Genomic DNA, 24,946 nt, shown 5'->3' on the forward strand with positions numbered 1-24,946 from the left:
GGGCGGGGGTGGCCACCCCTCGCGTCGGGCTCTCCGCCTCGGCCGCCCTGCCGCTCACCTGCGGAGCGCGCTGCGGAGGCGCCCTTGTCCCCCGGTTCCATCGACCGTGCCTCATTCCTCGCCCCCAAGCGGGAGGGCTTACCAGATCGTCCGACACTGACATCCAGGGCTACGCTCAACTGGATCGCCGTAGGCGCAGCCTCCGATGCCAACCTGAACGATCCAGCTGCCATCGCTCGGGTATGGGTCTTCCCCCCCGAGGGCGACGGGCTGTCGAATGCCATGCTCGTTATGCTGCGCGTGATGGCGGAGGGCGGCTCAGCTTGGCCGCTGCAGGAGGAGGTTCCGAACTTCACCCTGCCCTCTCCCGCGCGCTTCGCAGCAATCCGTGCCCGAGCGCAGGGATTGATCGACAGCACGGGGATGGATGCGGCCACGCTAGTCGAACGGCTGGAAGGCGAGCTCTTCGTCTTCGGCCTGCGACGGATGCTGTTAGCCGGAGCCGAGCTCTCGTTGATCCAGGCAGCGCTGCAGCAGCGTCTCCGCGTGTTAGCAGAGCCGGCGATTGGGGAGGATCCGCGCGCCCTCACTTCCACCGGCATGGCGATCGAGGTGCCGCACGCCGTCTTTGCGACAGCACATCTGCGGATCGATCCCGACGCGGACGCGATCTACGGCCTGGGGGCCGGGGGCTATCTCCGGCCGCGCTTCCTGACGTCGGAGGTTGGAGCGATCTGGCCTCCAATGGAAGGGGTGGAGCCTGTTTCCGTCGATACCACGCCGCTTCGATCGGGCCTGCCGGGTCGACCGACCTCCCGGCATCTGATCGAGACGGAATTCTTGCGGCGTGCCCAGGCTGGCGAGGTGAACCGCAACAGCGTCATGGACGAGGCCAGGATCTTGAGCACGTGGCTTCACGAGCGGCATCCGCATCATCCTCCAGCCTCTGCAGGCACCGTGGCGAACAACCTTCGGAACAGGTATCGGGCACTCTTCAGTCCCACGAAATCATCGTCACACCCCTGATTTCGTGCGTCCACTCGGCGCTTTTTCGTGCGCCGCCAACCGAGCATTTTCCGGACATGTTCAACAACGTCCGGAGGGATCGCATGACGATCCGCACGAGCGACACGCCGCCACCCGCACCACTGACCCACCGCATCGATCAGGTGGTGCGCATGACGGGTATCGGCCGCACCAAGGTGTACGAGGCGCTGAAGAAGGGCGAGCTGGAAGCCGTGAAGTTCGGCCGCTCCACGCTGGTGCTCGATGCCAGCGTGCGCGCCTGGATCGGCAAACTGCCCAACTACTCCGCCTGACCGGAACCCCAGAAACCGAAAATCCCCGAGCACGGGGCCCGGGGATCCTGGAACGCTACGCATCGCAACTGCCGCACAATTAGCGGCTCCAGGGTCCCGCTTCAAGGCCTTCGTGCCTCCGACAGGAGAGCACCATGCCCGACACCACCGTTGACGACGCGCTGTCGTCCAGGAGTGCGCACGGCCCCCTCACCCTCACCCTCCTTCGCAGCCACGGCCGGCGCCTTGCCAAGCTGATCCGCCCCGGTGCTGCGATCGAAGGCTACGACAGCGCGAAGACCTATGATCTGGCCGTCGTCCCCTTCACCGGACTGCGCGACCTGGCGGAGGTGCTGAGTGGCCTGCTGGAGTGCCCGGATCGCTGTGTGGTCCGCGGAGGCATCGCCGATCCATCGTGGACCCGCCGGGTGCGGCGGCTGGTGCATCCCGACAAGGCAACCGGCGACAAGCCGACGCTGCGCGACGAGCCTCGCGCTTGGGTGGCGCTAGACATGGACGGCATCCCCGGGCCGGCAGGGTTGGACGTGTCGGACCTGGAGGCCTGCGGGCGAGCGGCGCGGGACCTGATGCCCCCCGCCTTCCGCGAGGTGGCCTGCGTCGTCACCGCGACCGCTGGGCACGCCATCAGGCCCGGTCTTCGCCTCCGCCTCTGGTTCCTACTGGAAAGTGGCCTAACGGGTGCCCAGTGCCAGCGCTGGCTCCGTGGCGTTCCGGGGTTGGATCCGAGCACGTTGAGGGCGGCGCAGGTCTGTTACACGGCCGCGCCACTCTTCGTGGACATGCTGGATCCGCTGCCGCGCCGACTGGCGGTGCTACCGGGGCTGGAGACCGTGCCCTGCCCTACGGAGGAGGAGCTGCAGCCGCCGCCACGGCCGGCGCCCGACGAGAACCGCGCGCGCAGCCTTGCCAGCACGGGCAGCAGCGACCGCTACGTTCGAGCCGCCCTGATGCGGGCCTGCAGCAACATCGCGACCGCTCCGGTGGATAGCCGGCATCCCCGCGCCGTTTCCGAAGCGTGGGGGCTGGCCCGGTTCGTGGTGGCCGGCCTGATGACCGCAGACGAGGTGATCCGTGCGGTGGACGGAGCGCTGGAGCAAGCCGGCAAGCCCCGCGGTGAGGGCGCCGCCATCGCGGCCTGGGCCGTCTCCCAGCGCACTGACAGTGGCAACCTGCCCACCGGAGGGCGCGAGTGATGGACGCCCGCATGGATGAGGATACCGCCTTCCAGGGCTTCGCGAGTGCCGCCGGCGACGCGCCGGAGGAGAGCAGTTCCACCTCCCGCGCCGACATCGCCCTGGAGGTAGTGCGCTTAGCCGGGCTGAGCGAGGCCGACTACCAGCAGCAGCGGAAGGCCGCGGCGCGCGATTGCGGCCTGGCCCTCGCCGCCCTCGACAAGCTGGTGAGGGCCGAGCGTGCCCGCCGGCGTCGCGAGGAGGCCACCACCACCCGCCGAATGGCGCCGCCGGTGCCCGGCGAGGTGCGCTGGCCGCACGGCTTCGACATGGAGAAGGACGGGCTCTACGCCGACCAGGGCGAGGCGGGGCAGGTCTGGCTCTGCGCGCCGCTGGAGGTGCTGGGCGAGGCGCGGGACGCGGCCGGCGAGGGCTGGAGCCTATGGCTGCGCTGGAAAGATCGGGACGCCCGGATCCACACCTGGCCCATGCCGGCCCGCCTGCTGGTGACCGCGCCGGGCGAGCTGGAGGCGGCACTGCTGGAGCGGGGGCTGCGGGTCTCACCCAACCCGGCGTCCCGCATGCTGCTGCGCGAGGCGCTGGGCGGCGTCCAGGCCGGTTCTCGCGTCACGCTGGTATCGCGGGCCGGGTGGCACGCGGTGAGCACCAACGAGGCCGCCTACATCCTGCCCGATGGCGCGGTGATCGGCGCCACGGCGGAGGCGCTGGTGATGAAGGCGCCGCCCGAGAATGCCGCGCAGCTGGTGGCGCAGGCTGGCACGCTGGACGAGTGGAAGGCCGATGTGGCAGCGCCCGCCGCCGGGAACCCGCTCGCGGTCTTCTGCATCGCCGCGTCCCTCACCGGGCCGTTGTTGGATCCCTGTGGGGAGCCCTCTGGGGGCGCCAACATCACCGGACGTTCGAAGAGCGGCAAGACCCTCGCAGCGCGCCTGGCCGCCTCTGTGTGGGGACCGGCCGCAAAGGGCGGGATGATGCGGGACTGGCGCAGCACGGCGAACGGGCTGGAGGGCGCGGCGGAGGAAGCCGGCGACGGGCTTCTCGTGCTGGACGAACTGCACCAAGCGGACCCGCGCGAGGTGGCAGGCGCAGTCTACATGCTGGCGAATGAGAGCGGCAAAGGCCGCATGCGGCGCGACACCTCCGCCCAGCGCCGCCGCACCTGGCGGGTGTTCATCATCAGCACGGGCGAGCTCGACATCGCCGCCTTCGTCGCCAAGACCGGGCAGGCACTTCCGGCCGGCGCCGAGGTGCGGCTGCCCTCCATCAGCATCGACGCCGCGACCGCATGGCCGGAGCGGCACGGACGGGCCTCGGCCGAGGCGCTGATGGGTGAGCTGCACGGGGCGGTGCGGCGCCAGCACGGGACCGCGGCACCGGTCTTTCTTGGCAAGCTGGCGCAGGCCCGGCGTGACGACGCGCACGGGCTGGCGGAAGCCGCGTCCGCCATGCGCGACCGCATCGCCGCAACGCTCCCAGCGGATGCCGACCCGCAGGTGCGCGATGTGGCCCGGCGGTTTGCCCTGGTTGCTCTCGCAGGCGAACTCGCCACGGCTTGGGGGATACTGCCCTGGCAGGAGGGCGAGGCGTTCCGTGCGGCCACGGCGATGCTCGCGCGCTGGCTCGGTAAGCGCGGCGGCAGCGCCTCCAGCGAGGAAGCCCAGCACGTCCGGGCGGTGCGCCTGTTCCTGACGCAGCATGGGGCGTCGCGCTTCGTCGCCCTGCATTTCGACAACAACCCGGATACGCGGGGCTGGGCGGAGAGCCATCCCGACCGCCCTGTCGTCAACCGCGCCGGCTGGCGCCGCCGGCAGTCGGACGGGCGGGACGAGTACCTGATCGCCCCGGAGGTGTGGCGCGAGCTCTGCCAGGAGGCGGGCATTGATCCGGCCGAGGCCGGGCGCACGCTGCAGGCTGCCGGGTTCCTGGAGGCTGGCGACGGCAAGAACATCGCGCGCCGGGAAGGCATCCCCGGCGTCGGCCGCCCCCGCGTCTACGTCATTAAACCGAGCCTGCTGGGCGACGCCGAGCCGGGGGGCAAGGAGGCATGACGGCCGCCCTTCGTCCGACCCGTCCGACAGCCGTCGCGAGGGTCGGACAGCAGTTTACCCCAGTAAAATATGGGCTGTCCGACCCGCCCGACCTGTCCGACCGGAATTCAGAGGGTGGGGCTGAAAACAGCATTCGCCTCTCGGATCTGGCGACCCGTTGGCGGACCGAACTGGACCACGATGCGGCCGAGGCAGCTGCGATGGCTGAGCACTACGCCGGCCGGCTTCCCCTTCAGGCCGCAACAGCTCCTCCCGAGGATTTCTCCGAGGTGGACGCCTGGATCGCCGGCCGCTGACCCCTTCGCCTGGTGCGCGCCGCCGTCACCACCGGGCCACCCATCCCCTACGGCACACAGGAGACCACCATGGACTTGACCACACTGCGACCCACCGAGCCGACCTCATCCGCCATCGCAGCTGCCCTGACCCGGGCGGAGACGATGCGCGTCACCGTCCAGGAGAGCGTCACGGCCGCCAAGGCGAACCGCGATGCCCTGCTGCTGGACGGGGATGCGCTGCAGCTCGCCACCGCAGAGAGGACGCTCACCGATGCCCGCGGCGATGGTGAGCGCGTGGAGGCCATCGTCGCGGAGCTGACCAACCGTCTCGCCAGCACGAGGAAGGCCGAAGCGGTGAACGAGGTGCGTGCCTCGCTGGCCACCTCACGTGATGCGACCGACGCCCGCCGTGTCTGGTGGGGAAAGAACGGGCGGAAGCTGCAGGCCCTGCTCCGGGAGGCCACCGCTCTGCATCGCGGGCAGCAGGACGCTGTGGAGGACACGCGGCGCAAGCAGGTGCGCCTGGTGAAGGACTACGACGACACGACTGAGCTGACGGACGCGATCTTCGCCGAGATCCCGCCGGCCGAGGACGTGGACAACGTGGCCTACCGCCTGCTCGACAAGGTGGCCGACGCTTGGGAGCACAGCGTGTTCCTGGACCAGCCGAAGGAGGCGGTGTGATGACCGGAGGCATGACCAAGCGTGTGGCTCCCGAGGGGGCCCACCTCTCCGCCCGTTTGCAGCGTTCGAGTGATCGGCTGAGCCCGGAGGAGATCGCGGCAGCTCGCCGTGTTCAGGACGCGCAGGATACCCCTGCACCTGCCCCGAGCACGGCACCTATGGAGGAGATGGCAGCCCCCGCCGTCACCTTCCCTCCCATGGCAACCCTCCCGGCCCCCACAGCCCCTCCTGCTGCCCTGGAGGCCCATGCCATCGCCCGGATGTGTGACGAGGCGGGCGTGCCGGAGCTGATCGTCTCCATGCTGCGCCAGCCCATGACGCTGAAGCAGGTGGAGGGGCAGTTGGAAGAGGCGCGGCTGATCCTGCAGTGCGGGACGCTGATGGGGCAGCCCACGATGGGGCGGAAGCTAATGGCGGCCGGCGTGAGCCTGAGCACGGCCCGAAGCCTGATCAACGAGGCCGCGGTGCAGGCGGATGAGGCGATCGTCACTGACCCGACCCACTCGGGCGGTCCGCCTCAGCCTAGCCACCCGCGGATTAACTCGGCCGCGGTCTATGCCCGCCTGAACGCTGCCCAGGGCAAGGGCTGATCAAGCCAGGAAGGGAACTGAGGCAGGGCAAGGCGAAGAGGGTGGCCGCGGGATGCCGTAGGCGACCCTTTTCACGTCGGAGCCTAGCGAACCGGAACCCCTCCCTGTGCAGACCAGCGAACCGGAAGCACCCGCTACCCTGCCGGACGCTTCAAAGGCCCTTCTGAGCCCTATTCGTCCAGCAAACATTGGGGTTTTCGCGAACCGGAAGCGGAACCCCCTTAGAAAAGCTCGTGGCTAGCGAGATCGAGCACTCTGCCCCACCGTAAATCTCCGAGATCCCCAGGGGCCCCGGCGGGAGGGGGGGGGGGGGGGGGGGGGGGGGGGGGGGGGGGGGGGGGGGAGTAGCACACCTCGTCTTTTGCGCCAGCTTCAGGTAGGGTCCGCAACTCCTGAACTGGCGGACTGACATGGCGAAGTTGACTTACACGGTTGTCCAAGTCGGTTCTGAGTGGGTCATCAGGCTGAACGGCACCGAGTATGCCGGCTACCGGTCTCAGGCGAGCGCCGTCACCGCCGCGAAGGCTGTTGCTGCCAAGCTCGGCCTTAATGGCAGCGAGACTTTTGTTGAGGTTCGTGGAGCCGACGGTTCAGTGAAAACCGTCTTCGCTTCCGACCCGGAGCCGCCGACCATCGACAGCATGATGGACGCCGAGCGCTGACGTCGTCGCGCCTACTTACTTCGCCGCTTCTATCGTCAGTCGCTCCAGCTCTGGCAAGCCAGCCTCAAAGGCATCCTCACTGGATTTGAAGGATTGGTTGCTGCTGGCAAGCGTTTGCCCCGCCAGCATCACCAACCACCACCACTGCATCGAGACCCGTCCTCGGCGCTCCAGGATGAGCCTGGGCTCTTGATCGTCCACCATATGCTCAACCCCAGCCCAGTGAAGGCGGGCGGTATCACACAATGAAGGCGGGTAACGTTGCACGTCGATGACGTGGGACCATCGGCAACCACACAGAGGCGAGACCGCTTAGACCGGGGACAGAACAAACAGGGTTCCGAGCGATGGGGGTTACCCCGCCTCGTCACCTATCGGTACTGAGCCCCTGCCCCCCGCCGCAGCTCGTCCGACCGACCAAGCATCAATCAACTTCATCTATCGCAGTCATCGACACTGGCAGAATGTTCGATCGCACGCACATCGGACATTGCTTTGGCCACCGCGGGCCCACTTCGGGCGTCCGCCTCCAGCACTGGGCAGCGGCATGCGCCCGCTAAAAAGGCGTGTGATGTTCAACCCCACCAAAGGGCCGGATGGTCCCAAGTTGATCAGCGAGTGCGGCCCGCTCCTGGGTGCGAGCTACGCCTACCGAGGCGCAATCATCGACGGGAACCCGACAGGCACCCTCTTCCGGATCAGCCTGCCCGGCCTTCAGATCAATGGATGGAAGGGCAAGTGCCGCCTTGAGGATGCTGGCCCTGATCGATGCGGCACTTGACCAACGCAGAGAGGGTTAGCGCTGCCTAACCTGGACCCTTGGCTCCCCTGCCTAAGGGTCCAGTAGGGCCGGTGTGCGATCCCCCCGATCAGCAGCGCACCGGCCCACCCTACCTTGTTCGTCGGCTAGGCTCTCTGCCCCTTAACGCTTCCCGGCCTGCGTGGAACGCCTCTTCAGCCCCGCGATATCCAACGTCCGACCGGAGAACGCATGTCTCGCCTTGCCAATGTCGCCAACGCCATGGAGCGCGCCCAATCCCCACTTTCTGAACCCGTACCTCGATTGGTCCGGATAGGGCGGCGCTGGCTGAGCGTATCTCCATGTCGCTCAGAACGATGACGTCAAAAGAGGTTTCATGCTCCCCCAAGTTCATGATCCACACGGACATGGAGAAGGCTCCGGCCTAGGTGGCTTTAGGGCAGCAAGGTAGCCGAGCTCCTTCCGGATCCCCTCGTGGCCTTGCTGCTAGGCTTTGGTCCTGTTCCGCCAACACCTCAGGCGCAACTTGTGCTCCCTCTAGCGCGTCGGCGGTGACCACCAGCTCAGCCTAATCGATGTGGAACTGCCCGGGGCCGCAATGACCATGGACAGCCCTCGGCGCGGTCTTGCACGCCAGAAGTACCCCTCAAGATTGGTGAAGCGCGGAGCCATGAACGGTCCGGGAACGGAGTTCGTGAAGATCCAGCCAAGCAAGTGATCTAAGCGCGATTGCCCTTGTGGGCTGAAACGTGGGCCAGAGTGCTGACCTCAAGCCGAACATCGGAGAAAAAAGGCTTTTTGCGCCCTAAGCGCGGAAGGTGTCGTAGCCGAACTGCCGCAGCGGCGGCTGCTGCTCCGGCAGGCGCGCGGCGAAGAAGGCCTCCGTGTTGGAGAGCGGCTCGGCGAAGTCGGGGCGCGCCGCGGCCGGGAAGCCGCCGGTCGTCGGTGCCGCATACATCGGCGTTCCCGGCATCGGGGCGCCGTGCATCGGCACCGAGGCCAAGGGCGCGGCGGCGGCGCGGCAGGGGCCGGGAAAGCAGGGGTCGGGAAAGAGGACGGAATCCCGCCCGATGCCCGGGACCCCGCCGCGTCCAGGATGCGCTGCAGGATGTCCTGCTGCGACCCCGTGGGCAGCCCCGGCAGCGGCGCGCCGCCCGGCAGGGTAGAGGGGAGCGAGGGCGGCATCAGCGGCTGACCCTGCCCGCCGATCTGCCCGGAGGCCCCGCCCATCGGCGGTAGGGCGAGCAGGAGCGCCGCTCCGAGACGCCCCGCCCTCGTAGCGACGTTCCGCATCGGCAAGCGCCCGCCCCCGGCCGAGCCCCGCCACGCGCCGCAACCGGCCGGCGAGGCGGAACAGATATAACAAACCCGTGATCGTGCTAACACGCGTCCCATGCCCCTCCAAGCACCCCGAGCCCTGCTGCGCCTCGATGCCGCCGCCCGGCTCGGCGCGCGCCCGCTGCTGTGGCTGGCATGGCACAGGGGCCGGGTGGCCTCCGGGCTGGCCGGACGCGCGCTGCGCGACGCGCCGCCCCCCGCCGGCCCCTTCCTGCCGGATTCCGCGCCCCCGCTGCCGCCACTCCCGCCACCACCCCTGCCGCCCGGCGCGGCCGCGGCGCTGCTGGCCGCGGCCGAACGCCTCCCCCGGCCGTCGCGCACGGTCCCTTCGACCCCGCTGCCCCCGCTCTCGGGATGGACCTCTTCACCCCCGGCGACGTCCGCCCGGTCTGGGAGGCGAACCGCCTCGCCTGGCTCCCCCTCCTCGTCCAGGCCCACCGCCTGGAACCCGGTGCCGGCCACCGCGCCCGTGCCGAGGCCCGGCTGGCGGAATGGGCCGCAGCCAACCCACCCTTCCGCGGTCCCAACTGGGCCTGCGGGCAGGAGGCGGCTGCGCGCCCTCCACCTCGCCCTCGCCCAGGCCCTGCTCGGCGGCGGCCCGCCCGCGCCGGGGATGGCCGCCCTGCTGCGCCTGCACGCCCGCCGAATCGCCGCCACCCGCGCCTATGCCGTGGCGCAGGACAACAACCACTCCGTCAGCGAACCCGCCGGACTCCTCGCCTGCGCCTGGGGCCTCGGCGAGGCGGCCACGGCCCGGCACGCCGCCCGCGACCTCGCCCGCGCCCTGGCGCGGCTGGTGGCGGAAGATGGCGGCTTCGCCCAGGTCTCCACCGGCTACCACCGGCTGCTGCTGGACGTGCTCTCCACCCTGGAATGGCTGCGTCGCCGCCACGCCGCCCCGCCCCTGCCCGCCCCCTTCGCCGAGCGCGCCGCCGCCGCCGCGCGCTGGCTGGCCCGGCTGGTGGACCCGCCCACGGGCGCCACGCCCCGCCTCGGCCACCAGGACGGCTCCGCCCTCGCCGACCTCTCCCTCGCCGGCCCCGCCGATTCACGCGGAAGCGCGGAGCGCGCCGCCCGCCTTTTCCTCGGCGCCTCCGCCGGTTTCCCCGACGACCCCGGCTGCGCCTGGCTCGCCCTGCCGCCCACGCCCCCTTTGGCAGCGGAAGCCGGATGGACCGCAACCGGCACGCGCGGCTGGCATCGTGGTACCGCCCGCGCCCTGCTCCGCACCGGCCCCCTGCGCTTCCGTCCAGGCCAGGCGGACCTGCTGCACCTCGACCTCTGGCACGGCCCGCTGAACCTCCTGCGGGACACCGGCACCGGCGCCTACAACCCGCCCCACGACCGGGAATGGTGGGCGCCCCACTTCGCCTCCGCCGCCGCCCACAACCTGATCCTCTTCGACGACACGGAGCCCATGCCCCGCGCCGGCCGCTTCCTTCTCGCCCGCTGGGTGGCCACCGAACCTCTCCCGGACGGCGGCGCCACCCGCGACGCCCGCGGCAACCGCCACGCCCGCCGCGTCCACCCCGGCGCGGCGGAATGGAGCGTCGAGGACCGGGTCTCCGGCCCCTTCCGCGCCCTCGCCCTGCGCTGGCACCTCGCCCCCGGCCCCTGGCAGCTGGAAGGGCACGCGCTGCAAGGTCCGGCCGCCCGCATCGCCCTCTCCGCGGACGCCCCGCTCCGCCTCTCGCTGGAGGAAGCATGGGAAAGCCCGGCCTATGGCGAGGCGCAGCGCATCCCGGTGCTCGTGGCCCGCGCGGCGGCGCCCATCCGCGCGATCACCACGCGAATCACGTTCCGTGCCGGTTGCACGGAGGTCAAAACTGACGCCTAGAATAGACAACACAGTCTCGTGAACGTGGATGCCGCTCGAACTCCTCCTGCTCGGCGTCTGGCGCCTCCGCTGGCAGGTCGCCTCGGCGGCCCTCGCCTTCCTGCTGCTCGGCGCCACCCTCGTCATCCTCTGGCCGCGCCAGTACGTCGCGGAGGCCGTGGTGGCACCGGCCGAGACCACGGGCCTGGCCGCCTCCACCCTCATCCAGGGCGGCCTCGTCATGCCCGGCGGCCTCCTGGACACGCGCGCCGGCGGCAACTTCGCCATCTACCTCGCCGCCCTCCGCAGCCCGGAAGCCGTGGCGATGCTGGCCCGGGACACGGACATCCTGACGGAACTCTCCCGCCAGAAGCGGGAGGGCGCGACCGGCCGCCTCCGCACCCTCGCCGGCTTCCCGCCCTCCCCCGCGGACCTGGACGACGTGGACCGCTGGCTGGACCGCAACCTCGGCGTCACCCAGTCCCTCGCCACCGTCACCACCAGCCTCTCCATCCCCCACCCGGACCGTCTGGCCGCGCTGGACATCCTCCGCCGCCTCCACGCCTTCGGGGAGGCACAGGTGCGCACCAGCCTGGACGACCTCGCCCGCCGCCGCGTCGCCGCCCTGGAAGCCCGGCTGGCGACGGAGCGCGACATCTACCTCCGCACCCCGATCTACGAGCTGCTGGCCCAGCACCAGCGCGCCGCCGTCATCGCCTCGGCCGACGAGGCCGTGGCGGCCCGCCTCGTCTCCGCCCCCAGTGCCGGCCTCTGGCCCGCCCTGCCGAACCGCCCCCTGCTGCTGATGCTGCTGGCCGTCGCCGTGCCGCTGGCCTGCACCCTCCTCGCCGCCTGCCGCGTGCTGCTCTTCGGCGTGCCCGCCGCCCGCGAAAGCCGCCCGGCCGGCGCCCGCATCGCGCCAAGCCCGATCCTGGCGCGGAAGCGGGAGGAGTAGTGGGCGCCTGCCCAGTCCTGCCAAGGCGGTCCGTCCCGGGGAGAGGAAGAAGGAATTCTTCCTCTCCCCGGACCCCTCACCATCATCTTTTTCTTCGAGTTGGAATTTCCCGGCTGACGGTGCGCCTCGGCTCATGGAGCCGAGGCGACTGCCGGGTCAGGACAGTTGCCGATCGAACAGGGCCGACACCTCCCGTCAGTCCCGCGGCAGCCCGATGCAGGTCCAGGAGGCTCAGCCTCCTGGCGGGGGTCCAGGGGGCAGCGCCCCCTGGGGGCCACCCGCCATGCCCCTGACGATCCCCCGCCCCAGCGCGCCCTTCCTCGCGGCCCTGGCCGGGCTTCCCGCCGCCGGCATGCAGTTCGCGGGCGGGCTGAAATCCACGCCGCTGCTGGCGGGCCTCCCCTTCGATCTCACGGTGTTCTGCACCCTGGCCCTGCTGCCCGGCCTGCTGCTGCTGGCGGCGGGCGCGCGCTGGCGGGCCGTGCCGTCCCTGGCCCTGCCGCTCGCCTGCTGCGGCCTTCTCCCGCTCTGGCTGGTGCTGGCCGCGCTCTGGAGTCCCTCGCGCGAGGTGCTCTCGGCGAAGCTGCCGGAGGTGGTGCTGGTGGGGCCGGCGATGCTGCTGGCCGGGCTGGCCGTGGGGGCCGATCCCGGGGCGCGGCGCGTGCTGGCCGGCGCCACGCTCCTGCTCGGCCCCTTTATCGCCGCGTCCATCGCCTTGGGCCTGGCGAGCGGGAGCGTGGTGCTCGGCGGCGCTGTGGGGGCGAACCCCGACATGGTGCGGGTGCAGTACCAGCTCGCAGGGCTCGCCATCGCCTGCGCGGCGGGGCTCTCCGCGCTGCGGGTGGTGGAGTCGCGCGGCCTCCGGCGGCTGTCCTGGGCGGTGCTGACAGTCCTTCTCGGCGGGGCGGGGCTGCTGCCCGGCGGGCGGGCGGGGCTCATCGCGTTGGGGCTGGCGGTGGCGCTGGCCCCGGCCGCGCATCTCTGGTCCGCGGGGCGGGCCAGGGCGGCGCTGGGCTGGGTGGGGCTGTCCGCCGGGGCGGTGCTGCTGGGCCTGACCGTGGTGCTGGCGGATCCCGGCCGGGCGGAGGGGCTGCGCACGCTGGAGCGCTTCACGGGGGACGGCATCGCCGCATCCGCCCGCCCCGTCCTCTGGGCGGACGCGCTGCGCTGGACGGGGGAGACGCTGCCCTGGGGCCTCGGCACGGGCGGCTTCACCCTCGCGGCGGGAAACGGGGAGCGGCGCGGCCTCTACCCCCACAACCACCTGCTGGAGGCGATGGTGGAGGGCGGGGTGCCCGGGCTGCTGCTCTGGCTCGGCGCCTTCGGGGGCGGGCTGGCGCTGCTGGCCGGGCGGCTGCGCGCGCTGCCGCCGGGGGCGGCGGGGCGGCTGGTGGCGCTGGTGCTGCCGGTGGCGCTCGGCGCCATGGTGTCCACCGATATGGGAAACCGCATGGTCTGGTTCGCCCTCGGCCTCGCCCTCTCGGCCGGGCTGGAGGCGCGGCCGCGCGAGCTGGAAAGGGAAACGGGACTTGCCTGAAGGCTTCTACGCCCGCCGCGGCAAGCGCTGGCTGGATGCCGCCGCCGCCGGGCTGCTGCTGGTGCTACTGGCGCCCCTGCTCGGCGCGGTGGCGCTGGCGGTGCGGGCCGCGCTCGGCCCCGGCGTGCTGTTCCGGCAGGTGCGCGCGGGGCGGGGCGGCGCGCCCTTTACCCTTCTCAAATTCCGCTCCATGTGCGCGCCCCGATACGCAGGGGAACCGGATGCGGCGCGGCTGACGCGCTTCGGCCGCGCCCTCCGCGCCACCGCGCTGGACGAAGCGCCGCAGCTGCTGAACGTGCTGCGCGGGCAGATGAGCCTCGTCGGCCCCCGCCCCCTGCCGGTGGACTACCTGCCCCGCTACACGCCCCGCCAGGCGGAGCGGCTGCGGGTGCGCCCCGGCCTCGCTGGGCTGGCCCAGTCGCGCGGGCGCAACGCCGTGCCCTGGCCCGCCCGGCTGGAGTGGGACGCGCGCTACGCCGGCGCCGTCACCGCGCGCGGCGACTTAATGGCGGTGCTGGGCACGCTGCGCGTGCTGCTGTCCGGGCGCGGGGTGAACGCCCCGGGCCACGCCACCATGCCGGAGCTGCCACCCAAGGCCTCGCACCAAGCCCCGCGCCAGGCCAAGCACCACGCCCGCCGCCCGCCCGGCCATTCCGATCGCCCCGGGGCGCATCGCGGGGCAAGGCGCGGCCGGGCGGGCCCACCCTGAGCCACCTCGATGTATTGCTCCAGAATACGGTAGTGAGCAAAAAATAAGATCCATCCTTACGGTTGTAGATCGGGCTTGCGGGCGCCCTGTGCGCGACCACAACGTAAGAAGTAGCTAAACTGTGAGGGGTGAGCGTGGCGCTGCGCCTGATACCGAGCCCCGACGCCCCCGGCGATCAGGACCTCGCCGCGCTCGGGAACATCCTCCCGTTCCGGCGCCCCGGCGCCGATGGCGGGCAGCCCCGGCGCATTCACCTTTCCCCGCCCCAGCTCGCCGGCGGCGAGATGCAGGCGCTGGAGGAGACGCTCCGCAGCGGTTGGCTCGCCCCCGCCGGCCCCATCCCCAAGGCCTTCGAGGCCGCCTTCGCGGAGGCCTCGGGCTTCGGCGAGGCCCTCGCCATCTCCTCCGGCACCGCCGCACTACACCTCGGCTACCGCGTGCTCGGCGTGACGCCGGGCGACGAGGTTTGGGCGCCGAGCCTCACCTTCGTCGCCACCGTCTCCCCCGCCGCCCAGATGGGCGCGCGCATCACTTTCCTGGATGTGGAGCCGGGCAGCTGGACGCTGGACCCGGACCTGCTGCGCGACGCCCTGGCCCAGGCGGCGCGGGAAGGCCGCCTGCCGCGCGTGGTGGTGCCGGTGGACCTCTACGGCCAGTGCGCGGACCTCGAGGCCATCGTCTCCGCCTGCGACCGCTGGGGCGTGCCGGTGCTGAGCGATTCCGCCGAGAGCCTCGGCGCGCAGGGGCGCGGCCGCGCGGCCGGCAAGGGCGCGCGGCTGGCCTGCTTCTCCTTCAACGGCAACAAGATCATCACCGCCGGCGGCGGCGGCGCCCTGGTGTCGGACGACACGCGGCTGATCACCTCCGCCCGCCACTTCAGCATGCAGGCCAAGGAATCCACACCCCACTACCAGCACGAGACCCTCGGCTACTCCTACGGCTTCTCCTCCGTCCTCGCCGCCGTCGGGCTGGTGCAGCTGCGGGCGCTGGAATCCCGCGTCGCCGCCCGCCGCGCCGTCTTCGCCCGCTACCTCGCGGCCCTGGCGGACCTGCCCGGCCTCTCCTTCATGCCGGAACCCGCCTGGGGCCGCTCCTCCCGCTGGCTCAGCGTCATGCTGGTGGACCCGGACCGCTTCGGGGCGGACCGGGAGGTGGTGCGCCGGGCGCTGGACGCCGCGGGGATCGAGAGCCGGCCGGTGTGGAAGCCGCTGCACCTGCAGCCCGCCTTCCGCGGCAGCCGCATGATCGGCGGGGGCGTCTCCACCGCCCTCTTCGAGCGCGGCCTCTGCCTGCCCTCCGGCGCCATGGACCCGGGCGAGCAGGCCCGCGTGATCGAGGTGATCCGGCGCCTCGCCCGCGCCTGATCCCGGACCTGCCCTCCTGAACCTCCTCTACCTTCACCAGCACTACTCCGGGCCGGGCGGCGCCACCGCCACCCGCGCCCACGCCATGGCCCGCGCCATGGCCGCGCGCGGCCACGCCGTAACCCTCGCCTGCGGCCGCTACGAGGGGGCGGAGACCGGCCTCTCCGGCCCCTTCCGCCGCGGGGTGCGGGAAGGCCGCGTGGCCGGGTTCCGCGTGGTGGAGTTCGACATTCCCTGCAGCAACGGCCAGGGGCTGCGCGCCCGCACCGGCGCCTTCCTGCGCTACGCCCATCGCGCCGCCCGGCTGGCCCTGCGGGAGCGCTTCGACCTGGCGCTCGCCTCCTCCACCCCGCTCACCGTCGCCATCCCCGCCCTCGCCGCGCGCCGGCTGCGCGGCCTCCCCTTCGTCTTCGAGATCCGCGACCCCTGGCCGGAACTGCCCCGCGCCCTGTCGGAGGCGCAGATCGGCGGCGGCGTGCCCGCCCCGGCCCTCGCCGCCATGGACCGGCTGGCGAATGCCGCCTGCCGCAACGCCGCCGCCGTGATCGGCCTGACGGAGGGCATGGCCGAGACCGCCCTCGCCCGCGGCGCCGCGCCGGGCCGCGTCCACGTCGTGCCGAACGGCTGCGACCTCGACCTCTTCGGCCCTCAGGTCGCCCCCTGGCGCCCGCCGGAGGCCGCCTCCTGGGAGGTGCTGGCCGTCTATGCCGGCGCCCATGGCCGCGCCAACGGCCTGCTCACCGCGATCGAGGCCGCGACCGTCCTCCGCAACGCCGGCGAGCGCCGCATCCGCCTCGTCCTGGTGGGCGAGGGCGGGGAGCGCGCCCGGCTGATGGAGGAGGCACGCCGCCGCGACCTCCGCAACGTCACCTTCCTCGACCCCATGCCGAAGACGGGGCTGGCCGCCCTCCTCTCCGGCGCCGGGATCGGGCTGCACCTGCTGGCCCCCATCCCGGAATTCGCGGAGTGGACGGCGCCGAACAAGCTGATGGACTACCTCGCCGCGGGCCTGCCCGTCGTCACCAACGCCCCGGGCCGCGCCGCGCGGCTGGTCGGGGCGGGGACGGACGGTGCCGCCTGCGGCATCGCCGCGCCCCCCGGCGACGCGCCGGCCCTGGCCGACGCGTTGGCGGCGCTCGCCGCGGATCCGGCCCGCCGGACCGCGATGGGCGCCGCCGCACGGGGGCGCGCCGTGCGGCTCTGGGACCGGCGCATCCACGCGGCCCGCTTCTGCGAGGTGCTGGAGGCGGCGGCGGGGGTCCCCGCCCTGGCCCGGGCGGCCTAGAACCCCCCATCTCCCCCGGCCAGGACGGCGCGACGTGCTTCCCGAACTCCACCTCATCGCCGCCGCCCGGCCGAACCTGCCGAAGCTGGCGGCCCTGCTCCACGCCCTGGCCGAGGCCCCGCCCTTCTGCCGCCCCATGCTGGTCCACACCGGCCAGCACCACGACGCCGCCATGTTCGGCGGCCACCTCGCCGATCTCGGCCTCGCCCCGCCGGAGGTCTCCCTCGGCATCTCCGGCGGCGGCCATGCCGGGCTCACCGGCCGCACCATGATCGCCCTCGCCGAGCTCTGGTCCGCCCGCCGCCCCGCCATGGTCGTGGTGGCCGGGGACGTGGACGGCACGCTCGCCGCGACGCTCGCCGCCCGCAAGCTCGCCATCCCCGTAGCGCACCTGGAGGCCGGGCTGCGCTGCGGCGACCTGGACATGCCCGAGGAGATCAACCGCCGCGCGGTGGACGCGATCTCGACCCTCCTCTGGGCGCCGGACGAGGGCACCGCCGCCCGCCTGCTGGCGGAGGGCCACGCCCCCGCCGCGGTGCGCGCCGTGGGCAACACCATGATCGACAGCCTGCGCCGCACCCTGCCCGCCGCCCGCGCCCGCTCCCTTCCAGCCGGATTGCGGCCCGGCGGCTACGGCGTCCTCACCCTGCACCGCCCCGCCAACGTGGACAGCCCCGGGGCGCTGTCAGCCCTCCTGAAGGCCGTGGCCGCCGCCGCCCGGCACCTGCCGCTCGCCTGGCCGGTCCACCCCCGCACCGCGGGACGTCTTTCGGAATTCGGCCTCCTCGTGCCAGAAGGGGTCATGTCCCTCCCGCCGCTCGGATACCGTGACTTTCTCGGCCTGCTCGCCCGCGCCCGCCTCGTCGCCACGGACAGCGGCGGCGTGCAGGAGGAGGCCTGGGCCCTGGACCTGCCCTGCCTCACGCTGCGCCCCTCCACCGAGCGGCCCGTGACGCTGGAGGCCGGCACAAACCGCCTCGTCGCGCCCGAGGACCTCGCCCCCGCCGTCGAGGCGGTGCTCGCCGGAGACCGCCCCCGCGCCCGGCCCATCCCGCTCTGGGACGGCGGGGCGGGCGCCCGCATGGTCGCGCACCTCATGGAGCACCTGGGCGCGAAGAACCTGAGTACGACGAATCTGGGCGCCCCTGCCGCGGAGGCCCGGGCATGACCGGCCACAGCGAATCCCGCCGCCCCCCGGCGAAGGTGCCCCATTCCCGCGGTGCCGCCCGCGAGCCCCAGCGCGCCGCCGCCGCCATCCGCCTCGCCGCCTCGCGCGAGGTGCCGCTGGTCCTCATGCTCTCCGCCGCCCACCCGCCCACGGACCTGCGCGTCGTCGGCAAGGAGGGCGCGGCGCTGGCGGGGGCCGGGTGGCGCGTCGCCCACCTCGCCCCCGCCCCGCTGCGGGGCGCGAAGGACGTGCCGCAGGAGATGGCGGGGGTGGAGATCCTCACCTATCCCCGCGTCTCCGGCTGGATCGGCCGCCTGCGCGCGGCCCGGACGCTGGCCCGGCGCGCGGCGAAGCTGAAGCCCGCCGTGATCCACGCGCACGAGCCGGACAGCTGGTACGCCGCCATCCTCGCCGCCCGCATGACCGGGGCGGCGGTGGTGCTGGACGTCCACGAGCACTACCCCTCCCGCCTGGACACCCGGCTGCCCGGCATGTTCCGCGGCCTCGGCCGCCGCGCCGTGATCGCCGCCTGCCGCTGGATGGCCGCCCGCGCGGACGCCGTGGTGGTGGCGAAGGACGGGCTGGAGGACGCCTTCCCCGAGGCGGAGGTGGTGCCCGTCCGCAACTACGCCGCCGAGGTGCCGGTGGCGCCGCGCCAGCACCGCCACGGCCCCCTCACCCTCGTCCACCTCGGCGCCCTGACGCGGGAGCGCGGCGCTTTCGAGATGCTGCGGGCGCTCGCCAGGTGCCCGGAAGGCACCCGCCTCTCCCTCATCGGCCGCTTCACCGACAACTCGGAGACCGAGTTCCTCTCCGAGGCCAAGCGCCTGGGCGTGGCCGGCGCGGTGGAGCGCCACGGCTGGCTCCCGCACGAGGCCGCGGTGGCCCTGGCGGCGGAGGCCGACATCGGCATCGTGCTGTTCCAGCCCGGCCACGAGAACCACCGCCTGGCCCTGCCGCACAAGCTGTTCGACTGCATGCTGGCCGGCCTGCCCGTGGTCGTCCCCAACTTCGCCGAGGAGGTGGCGGAGGTGGTGCGGGAGACGGGCTGCGGCGTGCTGGTGAACACCGCCGACCCCGACACGGTGGCCGAGGCGGTGCGCGCCCTGGCCGACCCGGACCTGCGCGCCGAGATGGGCGCCGCCGGCCGTGCCGCCGCCCTGGGCCGCTACGGCTGGGCGGGCGAGGCGGCGCGGCTGGTCGCCCTCTACGAGGAGCTGGCCCCCCTGCCGGTCCCCGCCCGGATCCCCGAGCCGACGCGGCCCGAGGCCGCCGAGCCACCGCGGCCCGAGGCCGCCAAGCCACCGCGGCCCGAGGCCGCGCCCGCACCGCGCCCCGCCGCGCCGGCCCCCGTTCCGGTTCCGGTCCCGCCCCCGGCCGCCGCGGCACCGGCGCCGGCAGGCCCCCTCGCGGATCCCCCTCCCGCGCGGCCGGCGCCCCGCCCCGCGACGTCCCCCGCACCGGCCCCCGCACCGTCCGTCGTGCCAGCCCCCGCGGCGCCTCTCGCGGCGACGCAGCCCGCCCAGGCGCCGGCACCCGCGCATCCGGCACCCCGCCCCGCCCAGCCCCTGCCCGCCGCCGCCCCTCCCGTGCCGCCGCCCCGCATGCCGGCCGGCCCCGCGCCCGCGGCTCCCGTCCCGGCCGCCGCCACCCCGGCCACGTCGCCCGCCATCCCCGCGCACCGCCCCGCGGCTGCCGTCCCGGCCCCTGCCCCGGCGCCCGACCCCTCCGCGGCGCCGGCCCGCACGGCCGCCGACGCCTTCGCCAGCCTCTCCGCCGCCATGCGCGGCGAGCCCCGCCCCGCCCCCGCCGCGCCGCGCCTGCTGGAGGAGACCGGCTCCGGTCCTGGCGCCGGGGCCGTGTCCCCGGCCCTCGCCGCCTTCCTCGACCGCGGGCCGGTGGCGCCCACGCCCCGCCCCGCCGAGGCCGGCCCCTTCCGCCTCCTCGCCGAGGTCGGGCCGCCCCCCGCCGCGCAGGAGGCCTCCGCCGCCGCGCCCCCCGCCCAATTCGTCGCCCCCTCCGCCGATGCCCAGCCCCGTCTGCTGGCCGACGCCGCGCTGACCCGCGCGCGGGAGATCCCCGCAGGGCTCGCCGCCGTCCTCGCGCGCGAGGCGCCGGAGCCGGCCCCCGGCCCGTCTTCCGTCGCCCCGTCCTCCGCCATCCCGTCCCCCGCCGCCCCGCCTTCCGGCACGGCGCCCGGCGCGCTGCCGCCCCCCTCCCAGGTGCTCGGCCCGATGCCGGAACTGCCCGCCGCCCCCGCCCCGGAGGAATCGTCCACCCCCACCGTCGCGCTCGGCTCCATGGTGCAGGCGCTGCGCGTCGCCCCGGCCCCTCGTCCCGTCCCCCCCGCCCCGGAGCCGGTCTTCTCCCTGCTCGCCGGCATGCGCGCCGCGGCCGAGGCCCCGCCGCCCCCGCCCGCCCCGCCGCGCCCGGCGCCGCCGCCGGAGCCCGCCATCCCCGCCCTGACCGGCCGCCCCATCGCGCTGCCCGAAGGCGCGGGCGCCCGGCTGCTGTCGGAGGCCAGCCTCTCCGCCGGTGCCCTGCCCGCCGGCATCGCCGCCATCCTCGCCCGCCCGCCGGAGAGCCCCGAGGCGGCGCCCCGCGCGCCGGAGCCCACCTCCGACGTCCCGCTGATCCAGGCCGGGCTCCGGGCCTCCGCGCCCCGTACCCCTCCGGCGGGGTCCGCCCTGGCCGAGTGGCGCCTGCTGCAGCCAGAAGTTCTTCCCGGGGCTCTCCCCGAGCTTCTCCACGGGGCGCCCCCGCCGGCGCGGGGCGCCTGAGGAACCGGCCCGTGGCGCCGCAGCGCATCCTGCTCAACCTGGCGCTGGACCTCGCCCTGGCGGCGCTGGCCCTGCCGGCCGCCCTGGCGCTCGCCGCCCCCGGCACCTGGCCGCCGCCGCTCTGGTGGGCGGGCGGCCTCTCCGGCGCCCTGCTCGCCTTCGTCGCCGCGGCCCTGCCCCTGCGCCTGCCCCGCCAGTACTGGCGCTACGTCGGGCTGCCGGACCTGCTGCCCGTGGCGGCCGCCTCCGCCGCCGCGGCCGCCCTGTTCTGGGCGGGGCTGCTGCTCGCGGGCGGCTGGCGCCCCCCCAACCCCGCCTTCCCCCTGCTCCACGCCGGGGTGCTTGCCGCGCTGCTCGGCGGCGCCCGGCTGGTGGGCCGGCTGCAATCCGCCCACCGCGCCGGCCCCGCCTCCGACGTGCCCGCCCAGCCCGTGCTGCTGGCCGGCGGCGCGGATGCGGCGGACCTCTTCATCCGGGCCCTCACCGCCCAGCGCGCCCCCGGCTACCGGGTGGAGGGCATCCTCGCCCCGCGCGCCCGCCAGCGCGGCCGCCGCATCCTCGGCACCCCCATCCTCGGCGCGGTGGAGGATGCGGGCGCCGTGCTGGACGCGCTGCGGGCGGAGGGGCGCCTGCCCGCCCTCCTCGTCCTCGCCGATCCCGCCCTCTCCGGCGCCGCGCTGGAGGCGCTGCTGGACGCGGCCGACCGCCACGGCGTGCCCGTGCGCCGTGCCCCGCGCCCGACCTCCCTCGACCCCGCCGCCGCGCGCCCGCAGGGGGCCGCCGGGGCCATCGGGGCCACCCGGCGCCTGGAGCTCCGCCCCGTCTCCATCGAGGAGCTGCTGGACCGCCCGCAGGTCCCGCTGGACCGGGAGGGCATGGCCCGCCTCATCCAGGGCCGCCGCGTCCTCGTCACCGGCGCCGGCGGCACCATCGGCAGCGAGCTGGCCCGCCAGATCGCCGCCCTCGGCCCCGCCAACCTCACCCTGCTCGACCACGGCGAGTTCGCCCTCTACGAGATCGACCTCGAGCTCTCCGAGACGCACCCCGGCGTCGCCCGCCGCCCCGTGCTGGCCGACGTGCGGGACGAGCCGCGCCTGCGCCGCCTGATGGAGGAGATCCGGCCGGAGCTCGTCTTCCACGCCGCCGCCCTGAAGCACGTGCCGATGGTGGAGAACGACCCGCTGGAGGGCCTGCTCACCAACGCCCTCGGCACCCGCCTCATCGCGGACGCCGCCCGCGCCAATGGCTGCCGCGCCATGGTCTTCATCTCCACGGACAAGGCGGTGAACCCCACCTCCGTCATGGGCGCCTCCAAGCGCCTGGCGGAGATGTACTGCCAGGCGCTCGACATGCAGGCCCGCCAGGGCATGACGAACGGCGGCGCCGGCATGCGCTGCGTCACCGTGCGCTTCGGCAACGTGCTCGGCTCCACCGGCTCCGTCGTCCCCCTCTTCCGCCGCCAGCTGGAGCGCGGCGGGCCGCTGACCGTCACCCACCCGGACATGCGCCGCTACTTCATGACGGTGCGGGAGGCCGTCGGCCTCGTCCTCCAGGCCAGCGTCATCGGCGCGGAGGACCGCGCGGATCAGCCGCCGGAGCTGAAGGATGGCGGCATCTTCGTCCTCGACATGGGCAAGCCCGTGAAGATCGTGGACCTCGCCCGCCGCATGATCCGCCTCGCCGGCCTCCAGCCCGAGGAGGAGGTGGAGATCCGCTTCACCGGCCTCCGCCCCGGCGAGAAGCTGTTCGAGGAGCTCTTCCACGGCAAGGAAGCCCCGAGCCCGACCGAGTTCCCCGGCCTCCTCGTCGCCACCCCCCGCACCGCCGACGCCGCCCTGGTGGGCCGCGCCATCGACGAGATCGCCTCCGCCGCCCGCGGCGGCCAGGGGCGGCTGGCCCTGGCCGGACTGGCCCGGCTGGTGCCGGAATTCGAGCACGCGCCGAACACGCCCGCGGCCGGGCGGGCCTGATCCTGCGCTGACGGCCTGTCCCAGGGAGAGGAAGAAGGAATTCTTCCTCTCCCCGGACCCCTCACCAACATCCTCTTCTCCGACCGGGGATCGCCCGGCTGGCCGGCCACCTCAGCCCATGGGCGATGGCGCGGACATCCACCCGAACGACGGGCGTGATCGCCCCGGCCGCGGCCTCGTGCCGCGCCGCAACAGCCCCGGCCCGCATGGCGGCACCGGACCCTTTTCGCTTGAGCGAGTCCAAGCCCCCGGGGTAACCGAGGACAAGATTTCGCCACTTTTGCCCCGGTCCTGCCATGATCTACTCCTCCCTCCCCCTGCTCCCGGCGGCAGCCCTGCTCCTCGCACTCGGCCTCGCACGCCCCGCCGCCTCCCAGGACGTCGTCCTGGACGCCCGCGCCCAGACGCGGATCGAGCAGAAGGCAGTCCTCCCCGAGCCCGCCTACCGCTTGGCCTGGGACAGCGCCGACAAGAGCTTCTGGATCGTCGGCGAGACCGCGAAGCCCGCGCGCGACCTCGCGGGCCGGGCCACCGCCGGCGGAACCGGCTCGCTCGGCGCCCGCTACCACATCCTCGGGACCGGCCCCCTTTCCCTCTCCACCACCCCCGTCCTCCGGGCGGAGGCGAGCTGGGCCGGGGATGGCGGGGCGCGTCACGTCCTCGGCGCCGCCGTCTACCAGGAGGTGGGCCTCTCCCTGCCCCAGGGCCTGACCCTGCGGGCGAAGGGCGGCCTCGGCGACCCGACCGGGCTCTCCGCGGCCGGCGGCGATACCCTGCCCACCGGCCTCGCCTTCCGCGCCGAGGCGGCAATCTCCGGCGACCTCTCCCCCCTCGGCGACCCCGGAACCCGCTTCAATCTGCAGCTCGTCTCCACCCACTCCCTGGCCGGACTGGACCACAGCGATTTCACGGCCCGCTGCGAGATGCGGCTGGAGCTCAGCCGGAAGGGCACGGCCCCCCTCGGCATCGGCACCTCCTGCCCGGGAACGGGCGGGGAGGACTGGGTCACGCTGACCGTCGCCGGACGGTTCTGACCCCACCCGAACCGGGAGAAGGGGCCGCGACCCGGTCGTGCCCCACCCCTTGCGGCCAACCCCGGGTTGCGCTCTCCTCTTGTCACTCAAAAGTGAGTGATTCTTGATGGACGGCTTCCACGCCTCCGCTGGCTGGCGCGATGCCCTGATCGCCCGCATCGCCGCCCGGCAGGCCCGGATCGGCGTCGTCGGCCTCGGCTATGCCGGCCTGCCCCTCGCCCTCCGCTTCGCCGAGACCGGCTTCGCCGTCGAGGGCTTCGACATCGACCCCGCCAAGGTCTCCGCCATCGAAGCCGGCCGCAGCCCCGTCCACGGCATCGCGGACGCCCGCGTGGCCGCCAGCGCCATGCGCGCCCACGCCGATGCCGCCGCGGCGGCCGAATGCGACGCGCTGGTGATCTGCGTCCCCACCCCCATCGGCCCGCACAAGGAACCCGACCTCTCGGCCGTGCGCGACACCCTGGCCGCCCTGGCCCCGCACCTCCGCCCCGGCCAGGCGATCGCGCTGGAGAGCACCACCTACCCCGGCACCACGGAGGAGCTGGTCCTCCCCGTCCTTGCCGCCGCCGGCCTGCACGTCGGCCACGACGCCTTCGCCATCTACTCGCCGGAGCGCGAGGACCCCGGCAACCCGGAGGGCACGGTCGCCCGCGTGCCGAAGCTCGTCGGCGGCGCCACCCCCGCCTGCCTCGCCGTCGGCCGGGCCCTCTACGCCCCCGTCGCCGGCGGCCTCGTCCCCGTCTCGTCGCTGGCCGTCGCCGAGCTCGCCAAGTGCTACGAGAACGTCTTCCGCGCCGTGAACATCGGCCTGGTGAACGAGCTGAAGCGCATCGCCCACGCCATGCACCTTGACGTGCACGAGGTGATCGACGCCGCCGCCACCAAGCCCTTCGGCTTCATGCCTTTCCGCCCCGGCCCCGGCCTCGGCGGCCACTGCATCCCCGTGGACCCCTACTACCTCGCCTGGAAGGCCCGCGAGCTCGGCGTGCCCAGCGACTTCGTCGAACTCGCCGGCCGCGTGAACGACGCCATGCCCGCCTACGCCGTGATGCGCCTGCGGGACGCGCTGGACGACCGCCGCACCCCCCTCCGCGGCGCTCGCATCCTCCTCCTCGGCCTCGCCTACAAGCCCGGCGTGCCCGACACGCGGGAGAGCCCGACGGTGGAGATCTTCCGCCTGCTGGAGGAGCGCGGCGCCTCCCTCACCTACCACGACCCCCTCGTCCCCCGCTTCCCCGCCACCCGCCGCCTCCACGGCACTTCCCCCGCGCTGGAGAGCGTGCCGCTGGACGAGCCGACCCTCGCCGCCCAAGACGCGGTCCTGCTCGTCACCCCCCAGCCCGGCATGGACCTGGAACTTGTCCGCCGCGCGGCGCCCCTGGTGGTGGACACGCGCGGGGCAATGCGGGGCCCGGGGCCGGGCGTGGTGGTCGCGGCCTGAGCGCACGGACCAGGG

At 73.9% G+C, this 24,946-nt stretch carries 21 protein-coding genes; 19 read left to right on the forward strand and 2 right to left on the reverse strand.

Going from position 1 to position 24,946, the window contains the following annotated elements:
* The first annotated feature begins 84 nt into the window (after window positions 1-84).
* From VQH23_RS04000 to VQH23_RS04035, 8 genes are all read left to right on the forward strand, one after another.
* On the forward strand, window positions 85-1,026 hold the full coding sequence (locus tag VQH23_RS04000) for a hypothetical protein (RefSeq protein ID WP_338664328.1): 942 nt from the start codon (window positions 85-87) through the stop codon (window positions 1,024-1,026).
* 56 nt (window positions 1,027-1,082) lie between these two features.
* Window positions 1,083-1,319, forward strand: coding sequence for a helix-turn-helix domain-containing protein (locus VQH23_RS04005; protein ID WP_338664329.1), 237 nt, complete (start codon window positions 1,083-1,085; stop codon window positions 1,317-1,319).
* A 134-nt stretch (window positions 1,320-1,453) separates the two neighbouring features.
* Window positions 1,454-2,512 carry a hypothetical protein gene (locus VQH23_RS04010; RefSeq protein WP_338664330.1) on the forward strand — a complete coding sequence of 353 codons (1,059 nt, stop codon included), beginning with the start codon at window positions 1,454-1,456 and terminating at the stop codon, window positions 2,510-2,512.
* Window positions 2,513-2,523: 11 nt separating this feature from the next.
* Window positions 2,524-4,560: a DUF927 domain-containing protein gene (locus VQH23_RS04015; RefSeq protein ID WP_338664331.1), complete on the forward strand. Its 2,037-nt coding sequence runs from the start codon at window positions 2,524-2,526 to the stop codon at window positions 4,558-4,560.
* Complete coding sequence (locus VQH23_RS04020; protein ID WP_338664332.1) at window positions 4,557-4,856, forward strand: hypothetical protein; 300 nt, start codon at window positions 4,557-4,559, stop codon at window positions 4,854-4,856. The genes VQH23_RS04015 and VQH23_RS04020 overlap by 4 nt, the downstream gene beginning before the upstream one ends.
* A 69-nt stretch (window positions 4,857-4,925) precedes the next feature.
* Window positions 4,926-5,522 (forward strand): hypothetical protein, encoded by a 597-nt coding sequence (locus VQH23_RS04025; protein WP_338664333.1) that lies wholly within the window; start codon window positions 4,926-4,928, stop codon window positions 5,520-5,522.
* A 197-nt stretch (window positions 5,523-5,719) separates the two neighbouring features.
* Window positions 5,720-6,112, forward strand: a complete 393-nt coding sequence (locus VQH23_RS04030; protein WP_338664334.1) for a hypothetical protein — start codon at window positions 5,720-5,722, stop codon at window positions 6,110-6,112.
* A gap of 410 nt (window positions 6,113-6,522) precedes the next feature.
* Window positions 6,523-6,774, forward strand: a complete 252-nt coding sequence (locus VQH23_RS04035; RefSeq protein WP_338664335.1) for a hypothetical protein — start codon at window positions 6,523-6,525, stop codon at window positions 6,772-6,774.
* A gap of 15 nt (window positions 6,775-6,789) precedes the next feature.
* On the opposite strand, the gene VQH23_RS04040 is transcribed toward VQH23_RS04035, so the two are convergent.
* Both VQH23_RS04040 and VQH23_RS04045 read right to left on the reverse strand, forming a co-directional pair.
* Window positions 6,790-6,975, reverse strand: a complete 186-nt coding sequence (locus VQH23_RS04040) for a hypothetical protein (RefSeq protein WP_338664336.1) — start codon at window positions 6,973-6,975, stop codon at window positions 6,790-6,792.
* A 1,364-nt stretch (window positions 6,976-8,339) separates the two neighbouring features.
* Complete coding sequence (locus tag VQH23_RS04045; protein WP_338664337.1) at window positions 8,340-8,492, reverse strand: hypothetical protein; 153 nt, start codon at window positions 8,490-8,492, stop codon at window positions 8,340-8,342.
* A 993-nt stretch (window positions 8,493-9,485) separates the two neighbouring features.
* Here VQH23_RS04045 and VQH23_RS04050 point away from each other — a divergent pair.
* The 11 genes from VQH23_RS04050 (at window position 9,486) to VQH23_RS04100 (ending at window position 24,931) form a co-directional block, all read left to right on the forward strand.
* Entirely contained in the window at window positions 9,486-10,709 is a 1,224-nt protein-coding gene (locus VQH23_RS04050) for a heparinase II/III-family protein (protein WP_338664338.1), read from the forward strand.
* Between the two features lie 28 nt (window positions 10,710-10,737).
* Window positions 10,738-11,643 (forward strand): hypothetical protein, encoded by a 906-nt coding sequence (locus tag VQH23_RS04055; protein WP_338664339.1) that lies wholly within the window; start codon window positions 10,738-10,740, stop codon window positions 11,641-11,643.
* A 283-nt stretch (window positions 11,644-11,926) separates the two neighbouring features.
* Window positions 11,927-13,180, forward strand: coding sequence for an O-antigen ligase family protein (locus VQH23_RS04060; protein WP_338664340.1), 1,254 nt, complete (start codon window positions 11,927-11,929; stop codon window positions 13,178-13,180).
* On the forward strand, window positions 13,173-13,889 hold the full coding sequence (locus VQH23_RS04065; protein ID WP_338664341.1) for a sugar transferase: 717 nt from the start codon (window positions 13,173-13,175) through the stop codon (window positions 13,887-13,889). Before VQH23_RS04060 ends, VQH23_RS04065 begins: the two co-directional genes overlap by 8 nt.
* Window positions 13,890-14,017: 128 nt before the next feature.
* Window positions 14,018-15,253 carry an aminotransferase class I/II-fold pyridoxal phosphate-dependent enzyme gene (locus VQH23_RS04070; RefSeq protein WP_338664342.1) on the forward strand — a complete coding sequence of 412 codons (1,236 nt, stop codon included), beginning with the start codon at window positions 14,018-14,020 and terminating at the stop codon, window positions 15,251-15,253.
* Between the two features lie 16 nt (window positions 15,254-15,269).
* A complete protein-coding gene (locus VQH23_RS04075) occupies window positions 15,270-16,538 on the forward strand; it encodes a glycosyltransferase family 4 protein (protein ID WP_338666052.1) in 1,269 nt (422 codons plus the stop codon).
* 34 nt (window positions 16,539-16,572) lie between these two features.
* Window positions 16,573-17,706 carry a non-hydrolyzing UDP-N-acetylglucosamine 2-epimerase gene (wecB, locus tag VQH23_RS04080; protein ID WP_338664343.1) on the forward strand — a complete coding sequence of 378 codons (1,134 nt, stop codon included), beginning with the start codon at window positions 16,573-16,575 and terminating at the stop codon, window positions 17,704-17,706.
* Window positions 17,703-20,486, forward strand: a complete 2,784-nt coding sequence (locus VQH23_RS04085) for a glycosyltransferase (protein ID WP_338664344.1) — start codon at window positions 17,703-17,705, stop codon at window positions 20,484-20,486. The genes wecB and VQH23_RS04085 overlap by 4 nt, the downstream gene beginning before the upstream one ends.
* A gap of 11 nt (window positions 20,487-20,497) precedes the next feature.
* Window positions 20,498-22,456 (forward strand): nucleoside-diphosphate sugar epimerase/dehydratase, encoded by a 1,959-nt coding sequence (locus tag VQH23_RS04090; protein ID WP_338664345.1) that lies wholly within the window; start codon window positions 20,498-20,500, stop codon window positions 22,454-22,456.
* Window positions 22,457-22,752: 296 nt separating this feature from the next.
* Entirely contained in the window at window positions 22,753-23,490 is a 738-nt protein-coding gene (locus tag VQH23_RS04095) for a hypothetical protein (RefSeq protein WP_338664346.1), read from the forward strand.
* A 106-nt stretch (window positions 23,491-23,596) separates the two neighbouring features.
* A complete protein-coding gene (locus tag VQH23_RS04100) occupies window positions 23,597-24,931 on the forward strand; it encodes a nucleotide sugar dehydrogenase (protein WP_338664347.1) in 1,335 nt (444 codons plus the stop codon).
* The last annotated feature ends 15 nt before the right edge of the window (window positions 24,932-24,946 follow it).

It is taken from the genome of Pararoseomonas sp. SCSIO 73927, from assembly GCF_037040815.1.
Lineage (GTDB): Bacteria > Pseudomonadota > Alphaproteobacteria > Acetobacterales > Acetobacteraceae > Roseomonas.

Coding starts and splice junctions, on each gene's coding strand:
- VQH23_RS04005 (WP_338664329.1), top strand. CDS start 1,083: ATGTTCAACAACGTCCGGAGGGATCGCATGACGATCCGCACGAGCGAC.
- VQH23_RS04010 (WP_338664330.1), top strand. CDS start 1,454: ATGCCCGACACCACCGTTGACGACGCGCTGTCGTCCAGGAGTGCGCAC.
- VQH23_RS04015 (WP_338664331.1), top strand. CDS start 2,524: ATGGATGAGGATACCGCCTTCCAGGGCTTCGCGAGTGCCGCCGGCGAC.
- VQH23_RS04020 (WP_338664332.1), top strand. CDS start 4,557: ATGACGGCCGCCCTTCGTCCGACCCGTCCGACAGCCGTCGCGAGGGTC.
- VQH23_RS04025 (WP_338664333.1), top strand. CDS start 4,926: ATGGACTTGACCACACTGCGACCCACCGAGCCGACCTCATCCGCCATC.
- VQH23_RS04030 (WP_338664334.1), top strand. CDS start 5,720: ATGGCAACCCTCCCGGCCCCCACAGCCCCTCCTGCTGCCCTGGAGGCC.
- VQH23_RS04035 (WP_338664335.1), top strand. CDS start 6,523: ATGGCGAAGTTGACTTACACGGTTGTCCAAGTCGGTTCTGAGTGGGTC.
- VQH23_RS04045 (WP_338664337.1), bottom strand. CDS start 8,492: ATGTATGCGGCACCGACGACCGGCGGCTTCCCGGCCGCGGCGCGCCCC.
- VQH23_RS04050 (WP_338664338.1), top strand. CDS start 9,486: ATGGCCGCCCTGCTGCGCCTGCACGCCCGCCGAATCGCCGCCACCCGC.
- VQH23_RS04055 (WP_338664339.1), top strand. CDS start 10,738: ATGCCGCTCGAACTCCTCCTGCTCGGCGTCTGGCGCCTCCGCTGGCAG.
- VQH23_RS04060 (WP_338664340.1), top strand. CDS start 11,927: ATGCCCCTGACGATCCCCCGCCCCAGCGCGCCCTTCCTCGCGGCCCTG.
- VQH23_RS04085 (WP_338664344.1), top strand. CDS start 17,703: ATGACCGGCCACAGCGAATCCCGCCGCCCCCCGGCGAAGGTGCCCCAT.
- VQH23_RS04095 (WP_338664346.1), top strand. CDS start 22,753: ATGATCTACTCCTCCCTCCCCCTGCTCCCGGCGGCAGCCCTGCTCCTC.
- VQH23_RS04100 (WP_338664347.1), top strand. CDS start 23,597: ATGGACGGCTTCCACGCCTCCGCTGGCTGGCGCGATGCCCTGATCGCC.